Origin of the sequence: Halomonas lysinitropha, assembly GCF_902500215.1 — a bacterium.
Lineage (GTDB): Bacteria > Pseudomonadota > Gammaproteobacteria > Pseudomonadales > Halomonadaceae > Halomonas > Halomonas lysinitropha.
Map to the genome: position 1 here is coordinate 1 of NZ_CABVOU010000023.1, position 208 is coordinate 208.

Annotated in this window: 1 rRNA gene; it reads left to right on the plus strand. The window is 55.8% G+C overall.

Going from position 1 to position 208, the window contains the following annotated elements:
* Nucleotides 1-92 (plus strand): 16S ribosomal RNA (locus tag HALO32_RS04205); the annotation flags it as partial.
* Nucleotides 93-208: the final 116 nt, after the last annotated feature.

A 208-nucleotide genomic window follows, 5' to 3' on the forward strand; every position in this document is an offset into this window, starting at 1 on the left:
TCGGGAGAGCGATCACCACGGTGTGGTTCATGACTGGGGTGAAGTCGTAACAAGGTAGCCGTAGGGGAACCTGCGGCTGGATCACCTCCTTAAACGACCCGTCATCGCGCCCGGCAAGTGTCCACAATGAATTACCTGATCGAACGAGCAACGACTGTTTGGGTCTGTAGCTCAGTTGGTTAGAGCGCACCCCTGATAAGGGTGAGGT